The following is a 7271-nucleotide window of genomic DNA, read 5'->3' on the forward strand; positions in this document are numbered from 1 at the left end:
CGACGAGAGTCTCCTGGCTCCCGGATCCGCGGGGCCCCCGGCCTTCCAGCCCGCTCGCGCGTGCCGTGACGTCCGGTGTGGGGGACCGCTCCCCGGTGACAGTGGCGGGACCGCGCCGGATTCGCACCGGCTTCCTCTGCTGTCGCCGTAATTGGCTCCGGCAGTCCACCATGCCCCGCGAAGGCCCGTCAACCTGCCGTTGACCTGCGGCGGGGCAGTGTGCCGAGACGCACATCGGGCCGGGCACCCGGGGGTGTCCGGCCCGATGCGGGCGTGCGCGGGGTGGGTCAGGCGACGATCAGGAAGATGCCGTACCCGACGGCCGCCGCGCAGAGCGCGAAGCAGGCGTACGCGCCGGCGCGGGCCAGCAGCGGCGAGCCGCCGGAGCCGCCCTGCGCAGCCGGTTCGGGCTGCTTGGAGAGGCCGACGATGCCCAGGGTGAAGAGACCCACCAGCGCGACGGTGACCACGAGGGAGACACCGAAGACGGAGCCGAGGGCCGCCCAGTCGATTTTCATGCTGATTCCTTAGACGGTCGGTGCGGGACCGGTCAGACGGCGGCGGGCTGCGCCGGGTCCTGAGGGGCCTTGGGCGTGACCGGGAGGGCGGTCACGACGGCCGCGGCCGGGGCGGCGGGGGTGGTGGCGGCCTGGGCCGCGGTGGTGGGCGGCGGGCTGACGGCGGCGATGGCCGTGGTGACGACACCGGCGGGCTCGGCGGGGACCGGGGCCGGGGCCCCGGCGCCCGGGGCGACGTCGTCGTGGCCGACCGGCTTGCGGCGGGAGAGCAGCCAGATCGAGCCGGAGCCCAGGACCAGCAGGGCCGCGACCACGACGACGCCCCAGGTGCCCTGCTTGGTGAGCAGCTCCGCGCCCGCGCCGACCAGACCGGCGGCCGGCAGGGTCAGGCCCCAGGCGACGAACATCCGGGTGGCGGTGGACCAGCGGACCACACCGCCCTGGCGGCCGAGGCCCGCGCCCATCACGGCGCCGGAGCACGACTGCGTGGTGGAGAGCGAGAAACCGAGGTGCGAGGAGGCCAGGATGACCGTGGCCGCGCTGGTCTGGGCGGCGAAGCCCTGCGGCGGCTTGAGGTCGGTGAGGCCGCTGCCCATGGTGCGGATGATGCGCCAGCCGCCCAGGTAGGTGCCGAGCGCGATGGCGAGACCGGCGGAGACGATCACCCAGACCGGCGGGTTGGCCCCGGGGTGCAGGACCCCGCCGGTGACCAGGGCCAGCGTGATGATGCCCATGGTCTTCTGCGCGTCATTGGTGCCGTGGGCGAGGGAGACCAGCCCGGCCGAGGCGATCTGGCCGGCCCGGTAGCCCTTGGCGGTGGCCTTCTCCTGGGCCTCGTCGCGGATCTTCCCGCCGATCCGGTACGTCAGCCGGGTGGCCAGCAGCGCGGCGACACCGGCGACGATCGGGGCGGCGACCGCGGGGAGCAGCACCTTGGTGACGACGGTGCCGCCGTTGACGGACGACCAGCCCGCCGACATCACGGCCGCGCCGATCAGACCGCCGAACAGGGCGTGCGACGAGCTGGAGGGCAGCCCGACCAGCCAGGTCAGCAGATTCCAGAGGATGGCGCCGACGAGTGCCGCGAAGATCACTTCCGTGCGCAACCCGTCCTCGTTGACGATCCCGCCGGAGATCGTCTTGGCGACCTCCACCGACAGGAACGCGCCGACGAGATTGAGAACGGCGGACATGGCCACCGCGGTCTTCGGTCTGAGTGCACCGGTCGAGATGGTGGTCGCCATCGCGTTCGCGGTGTCGTGGAAACCGTTCGTGAAATCGAACACTAGAGCTGTCACGATCACAATCGCGAGGAGCAGCGTGATGTGTTCCATTTACCCAGGCAATCGTTCGACGTCATTGGCATGTGGACCGTAGGCAACCTGGGTAAACGGAAGATGAACTGGGGAGGGCACTGTGGTGACTCCAACCGGAGTCACAGCGTTCCGTTTCTGTTCGAGGTGTGTTCCCCGGAAGGCGGAACGCGGTGGTCCGCCCGGCCCTGTACCCATCGCTCCCCAGGGCTGACAGGATCGGTCCATGAGCGATCAGCTTCGGCGCATGAGCGATCAGAAATGTGACGTGATCGGACGGGCGTGGGACGGGGTCGTCGCCACCGCGCGGCGGACGGCGGCCGAGGGGCTCGTCGTCGGGACGTCGGGAAACGTGTCGGCCCGGGTCGGCTCCACCATCCTCGTCACCCCCAGCGGAGTGCCCTACGACCGGCTGCGCCCCGAGGACGCCGTGGGCGTCGATCCGGACGGCAACCGCCTCTTCGGCGACCTGGTCCCGACCAGCGAACTCCCGCTCCACCTCGCCGTCTACCGGAACACGGACGCCGCCGCCGTCGTCCACACCCACGCGGTGCACGCCACGGCCGTCTCCACCCTGGTCGCCGAGATCCCCCCGGTCCACTACGCCGCGGCCATGCTCGGCGGCCCCGTCCGCGTCGCCGCCTACGCCCGCTACGGCACCCCCGAACTGGCCGAGTACATGCTCACCGCCCTCCGGGACCGCACCGGCTGCCTGCTCCGCAACCACGGCACCGTCACCTACGGGACCACCCTGGACCAGGCGTACGACCGGACCGCCCAGCTCGAATGGCTCTGCCGCCTCTGGCTCGCCGCGAGCTCCGTCCCCGGACACACCCCGAGCCTGCTCACCCCGGACCAGCTGGACGAGGTGGGCGAGGCGCTCAAGGGATACGGGCAGCCGGGCTGACCCGACCGGCCCAGCGCACGGCCCCGTCCGCTGGCAGCGGGCCCCCGCCGCCACGAGACTGGGGCCGTGCGCCCGGCAACGATCACGGCAGCAGCCGTCACCACGGTCCTCGGCGTCGGCGCGGCGGCGGTCGCGGCCGGCCGGTACGCCAGCGACGTCGCCCTGCGGGCCCCCGCGGGGCGCCCGCTCCCCGCCGACCGCCGACTCACCGTCCACGCCACGGCGGCCGGCCAGGTCACCCTCACCCGCTCCTTCACCGCCCTGCGCCCCGGCACGTACGGACTGGTCGGCGACGACGTCCACGCCGTGGTCGGGCCGGTGATCGAGAACGCCCACGCCGCCCCCGACACCGTCGTCCGACGGCTGGAACGCGTGGACCGGGGCACCCTGGAGCCCGGCGACAAGGTCCGGGTGACCCCGCAGCTGTTCAGCGGCGACCCCTTCCGCGCCCTCGGCCTCGCCCACGAGGAGGTCGAGATCCCCGGCGAACTCGGCGCCCTGCCCGCCTGGTTCGTGCCCGGCCCCCGCGACACCTGGGTCATCACCGTGCACGGCCTCGGCACCACCCGGGAACACCCCATGAACCTCATGGGCTTCCTGAACGGGCTGCGGCTGCCCGTGCTCGACCTCGCCTACCGCGGCGACGCCGGGGCCCCGCGCTCGCCCGACGGCCTCGTCCACCTCGGCGAGTCCGAATGGCGCGACCTGGACGCGGCGATCCGCTTCGCCGTGCGCCACGGTGCCCGCGACGTCGTCCTGCACGGCTGGTCCACCGGCGCCTCGATGGCGCTGCACGCGGCCGTCGGCTCCGCCCTGCGCGACCGGATCTCCGGACTCGTCCTGGACTCCCCGGTCCTGGACTGGAACGCCACCCTGCGCGCCCTGGCCGTCGCCCGCGGCGTCCCGTCCTTCCTGCTGCCGCTCGCACAGCGCGCCGCCGAGGGCCAGACCGGGGTGCACGGCGGCCGGCTGCTGGACGAATCCGTCGCCCGCTCCCTGCGCACCCCCACCCTGGTCTTCCACGGCCCGGACGACCAGCTCGCCCCCTGGCAGCCGACCCGCGACCTCGCCGCCCGCCGCCCCGACCTGATCGCCCTGCACCCCGTCCCGCAGGCACCGCACGCGGCGATGTGGAACGCCGACCCGGCCCGCTACGAGGAGACCCTGCGCCGCTTCCTGGTCCCCCTGATGTGACCCGGCCGGGGAGGGCGGCCCGCCCTCCCCGCGAACCGGCCCCGGACCGGGGCTTCCGGTCCGCCCGGCGCAAGATCCGTCAGGCGCCCCCGGATCCCCGCGATGTGACCGGATGGGAGAGGGTAAACGCCTCATTGTCCCAGGCCCGGACCGGGATCGCCGTCCCGGGAATCCGGGTTCCGTTTGGGCTTTCGGGCCGTCAGGGGCAAGACTGCTACCCGTGACGTCCCGTAACCCGCGCGACTCCAGGCTGCGACTTGTCCGCCCGCGACCCCTTGCCACCGCCCGCAAGGCCGTGACCACCCGGCGCACCAGGCCGGCCCCCCGCCCGCCCGAGGGCACCCCACCCCGGTCGGAACTGGCCCGCCAGGCCAGGGCCGCCCTCGCCGACGCCGTACGGATCGCCCGGTGGGCCGCCGACGGCGCGACCCCCGGCGCGCCACCGCTGGCCGCCCAGGCGCTCCAACGCGCCGCGGCCGCCCTCGAACTGTCCCCGGCACAGGTGCGCTCCGGCTGGGACCGGGCCAGGCTCGCCGGCCTGGTCGAACTGCACGGCGACACCGCACGCCCCGGCTGGCGGCTGCGCGCCTGGGACCGCGACGACTCCGCCGTGCTCCGCGGCTGGGTGGCGCTCTTCGACGCCTGGTCGCTCGTCCACCCGGCGCCCGCGGGCCTGGAGTCCACGGCCGCCGCCGAGGCCGTCGAGGCGGTGCCCCAGGTCCTCTCCCTCCTCCAGCTCTCGGCGGGCCCGGTCACCGTCCCCGCCCTGCTGGACCTGCTCGCCCAGCGCGTCGCCGAACTCCGCGAGGAGCGCTGCGAGGTGCCGTACGGGCCGCAGCCGCTGCCCGGACCGGCCGAGCCCGCCCCGCCCGCCGACCCGGCCGCCCTGCTCGACTGGGCCCTCGACGGACTGGCCGCCGTCGGCGCGCTCACCCTCGGCACCGGACACGCCACCCTCACCCCGCTCGGCAACTGGGCGGTCTGGGTCAAGCTGGAGCAGATCTGCGTCGCCGCCCAGAGCCCGGCCGGGAACATCGAGCAGTCCGCCGCCGACATGCTGCTCGGCTGCGCGAGGCTCACCCCGGGCCCGGCCCGCGACGAGTACCGGGCCTGGCTGGCCGCCCGCCCGGTCGGCAGCGCCGTCGCCGAACTCCTCGACGTGGCCCGGGGCGAGGACGCCCTCCTGCGCGGGCTCGCCTTCGAGGCGCTCCGGGTCGTGGGCGCCCCCGCCGAGCCCGAGGTCCGCGCCGTGCTCGCCGACGCCTCGCTGCGCCCCTACGCGCTGCTCTGGCTGGCCGAGTACGACGGCACCGACCCCGAGGACGCCCCCGACGTCCTCAGCCGCGAAGAGGCCACCTGGCTCTGGGTCGACACCGCGGCGGCCGTCGCCGACCACGGCGAGACCGGGCTGCTGGTCCGCCACCTCGACTCCGCCGTCCAGGGCACGGTCCCGGCCCTCCTGGAGGAGGTACGGGCCGTCGGCCATCCGCGCACCGTGCAGGTACTGGTGGCGCTGGCCGCCGCCCACCCGGACCCGGCACTGGCCAAGGCGGTGCGCCGGGCCGCGTTCCAGGTGCACACCGGCGGCGCCTGACCGCGCCGGGCGGGCCCGAGAGCGCTCGGGCCCGCCCGGCGGCCGTCAGCCCGCCGACCCCGGCGCGTACGTACCGAAGCTCCAGACGTTGCCCTCGGCGTCCCGCGCCATGTAGTCCCGTGAGCCGTAGTCCTGGTCGGTGGGCGGCACCAGGATCTCCACCCCGTGCTCCACCGCTCTGGCGTGGTGCGCGTCGATCTCCTCGACCACGACGTAGACGCCGACGGGGCCCGCGTCCCGCATCGCCCGGGAGAAGACGCCGTCGCGCCCCTTGGAGCCCAGCATCACCCTGCCGTTGCCGCAGGACAGCTCGGCGTGGAGCACCGCGCCGTCCTCGCCCTCGTACACCGCCTCCCGGACGAAGCCGAACGCCTCCGTCAGCGTCCCGATCGCCGCCTGCGCGTCCTCGTACAGAATCGTCGGATAGATGGTCGGAACTCCGGCCGCCGCGTTCGCCACCGCACTCACCTCTCCTGCGCCACGTCCTCACGGTGATCCGCCGCCCAGTCTTCCACCGGGCACCGACAGTGGCCCGGCGGCGCTCAGCGGAAGGTGTCGCAGGAGGCGAGGTCCCCGTCGCGGTAGCCGGTGGTGAACCACTGCCGGCGCTGGGCGGCCGAACCGTGCGTCCAGGACTCCGGGGTGACCCGGCCCTGGAACTTCTCCTGGATCCGGTCGTCACCGACCGCGGCCGCCGCGTCGAGCCCGTCCCGGACGTCCGCCGTGGTCAGCGAGGTGAGCAGCGGGCGCCCGGTCGCCCCGTCGGGCGTGGTCGTCGCGTGGTGGGCCCAGATCCCGGCGTAGCAGTCCGCCTGGAGCTCCACCCGGACCGCGTTGCTGTTCGCGCCGGTCCGGCCGTCCTGCGCCCGCCGGAGCGTCCCCATCAGGTCCTGCACGTGGTGGCCGTACTCGTGGGCGACGACATAGGCCTGGGCGAAGGGGCCGCCGCTGGAGCCGAACTTCGTCCGCAGCTCGTCGAAGAAGCCCAGGTCCAGATAGACCTGCCGGTCACCGGGGCAGTAGAACGGCCCGACCGCCGAGCTCGCGGCGCCGCACGCGGTGTTGATCCGGTCACTGAACAGGACCGTCCGGGACGGCGTGTACGTGGCCCCGCGCTGCCGGAACTCCTGCTTCCAGTAGTCCTGCACGCTGTTGACCACCGCCACGGTCCGGCAGTCCTCCCGGGTGTTCGCGTCCCGCCCGGTCCGGCAGTCCCGCTCCACCTGGGCGGCGGTGGACGAGGTCGGCGCCGTGGTCGGCCCGCCCGACGAGAGCCCGAGCTCCTCGGGGCCGACGCCGAAGAACAGCCCCAGCAGGAGCGCGACGAGCCCGACGACGCCGCCGCCCACCGTGGCCCTGCCGCCCGGGATCCGGCTGCCGCGCGCGTCCTGGACCTCGGACGTGTCCAGACCGGCATCGTCGTCGAACTGCATGGTCCTGCCTTCCGCTCCGCGCTGTGGTCCCGCCTCCGCCGAGTATCGGACAGGTCACGCCGCGCCGCCTTTCCGGCCGTGCGGCGGCCACCCCGGGCGGCTGCCGGGAAGCACGCGGAAAAGCAGTTGCACACCGCCAGTAGAATGGCCCCATGGCAATTCTCCTTGTGCATTAGCGGCGTCGAGACATCTCCGCCCTCGTCCCGTAAGCCGTCCAACCGCCCTGGAGTATTACCGTGATCACCGCCTCCGGCATCGAGCTGCGTGCCGGCGCCCGCATCCTCATCGAGTCCGCCTCCTTCCGTATCTCCA

General features: G+C 74.2%; 7 protein-coding genes and 1 riboswitch. Of the genes, 3 read left to right on the forward strand and 4 right to left on the reverse strand.

Annotation, left to right across the window (positions count from 1 at the left end):
• Positions 1–6 precede the first annotated feature (6 nt).
• A riboswitch (cobalamin riboswitch) is annotated at positions 7–138 on the reverse strand.
• Positions 139–287: 149 nt separating this feature from the next.
• A complete protein-coding gene (locus ACF08W_RS33810; RefSeq protein WP_352275093.1) occupies positions 288–518 on the reverse strand; it encodes a hypothetical protein in 231 nt (76 codons plus the stop codon).
• Between the two features lie 32 nt (positions 519–550).
• The gene (locus ACF08W_RS33815) at positions 551–1852 is read right to left on the reverse strand and encodes an anion permease (protein ID WP_392281641.1); all 1302 of its coding nucleotides are present in this window, start codon (positions 1850–1852) and stop codon (positions 551–553) included.
• 226 nt (positions 1853–2078) lie between these two features.
• Here ACF08W_RS33815 and ACF08W_RS33820 point away from each other — a divergent pair, with 226 nt between their 5' ends.
• From ACF08W_RS33820 to ACF08W_RS33830, 3 genes are all read left to right on the forward strand, one after another.
• Positions 2079–2738, forward strand: a complete 660-nt coding sequence (locus ACF08W_RS33820; RefSeq protein ID WP_392281642.1) for a class II aldolase/adducin family protein — start codon at positions 2079–2081, stop codon at positions 2736–2738.
• Between the two features lie 66 nt (positions 2739–2804).
• On the forward strand, positions 2805–3932 hold the full coding sequence (locus ACF08W_RS33825) for an alpha/beta hydrolase (RefSeq protein ID WP_392281643.1): 1128 nt from the start codon (positions 2805–2807) through the stop codon (positions 3930–3932).
• 295 nt (positions 3933–4227) lie between these two features.
• Positions 4228–5526 (forward strand): hypothetical protein, encoded by a 1299-nt coding sequence (locus ACF08W_RS33830; RefSeq protein WP_352275112.1) that lies wholly within the window; start codon positions 4228–4230, stop codon positions 5524–5526.
• Positions 5527–5571: 45 nt separating this feature from the next.
• On the opposite strand, the gene ACF08W_RS33835 is transcribed toward ACF08W_RS33830, so the two are convergent.
• Both ACF08W_RS33835 and ACF08W_RS33840 read right to left on the reverse strand, forming a co-directional pair.
• Positions 5572–5985 carry a VOC family protein gene (locus ACF08W_RS33835; RefSeq protein ID WP_392281644.1) on the reverse strand — a complete coding sequence of 138 codons (414 nt, stop codon included), beginning with the start codon at positions 5983–5985 and terminating at the stop codon, positions 5572–5574.
• Positions 5986–6068: 83 nt separating this feature from the next.
• The gene (locus ACF08W_RS33840; RefSeq protein WP_385211568.1) at positions 6069–6959 is read right to left on the reverse strand and encodes a neutral zinc metallopeptidase; all 891 of its coding nucleotides are present in this window, start codon (positions 6957–6959) and stop codon (positions 6069–6071) included.
• Positions 6960–7271: the final 312 nt, after the last annotated feature.

Source organism: Streptomyces sp. NPDC015144 (assembly GCF_043079735.1).
Lineage (GTDB): Bacteria > Actinomycetota > Actinomycetes > Streptomycetales > Streptomycetaceae > Streptomyces.

Coding starts and splice junctions, on each gene's coding strand:
- ACF08W_RS33815 (WP_392281641.1), bottom strand. CDS start 1,852: ATGGAACACATCACGCTGCTCCTCGCGATTGTGATCGTGACAGCTCTA.
- ACF08W_RS33810 (WP_352275093.1), bottom strand. CDS start 518: ATGAAAATCGACTGGGCGGCCCTCGGCTCCGTCTTCGGTGTCTCCCTC.
- ACF08W_RS33820 (WP_392281642.1), top strand. CDS start 2,079: ATGAGCGATCAGAAATGTGACGTGATCGGACGGGCGTGGGACGGGGTC.
- ACF08W_RS33840 (WP_385211568.1), bottom strand. CDS start 6,959: ATGCAGTTCGACGACGATGCCGGTCTGGACACGTCCGAGGTCCAGGAC.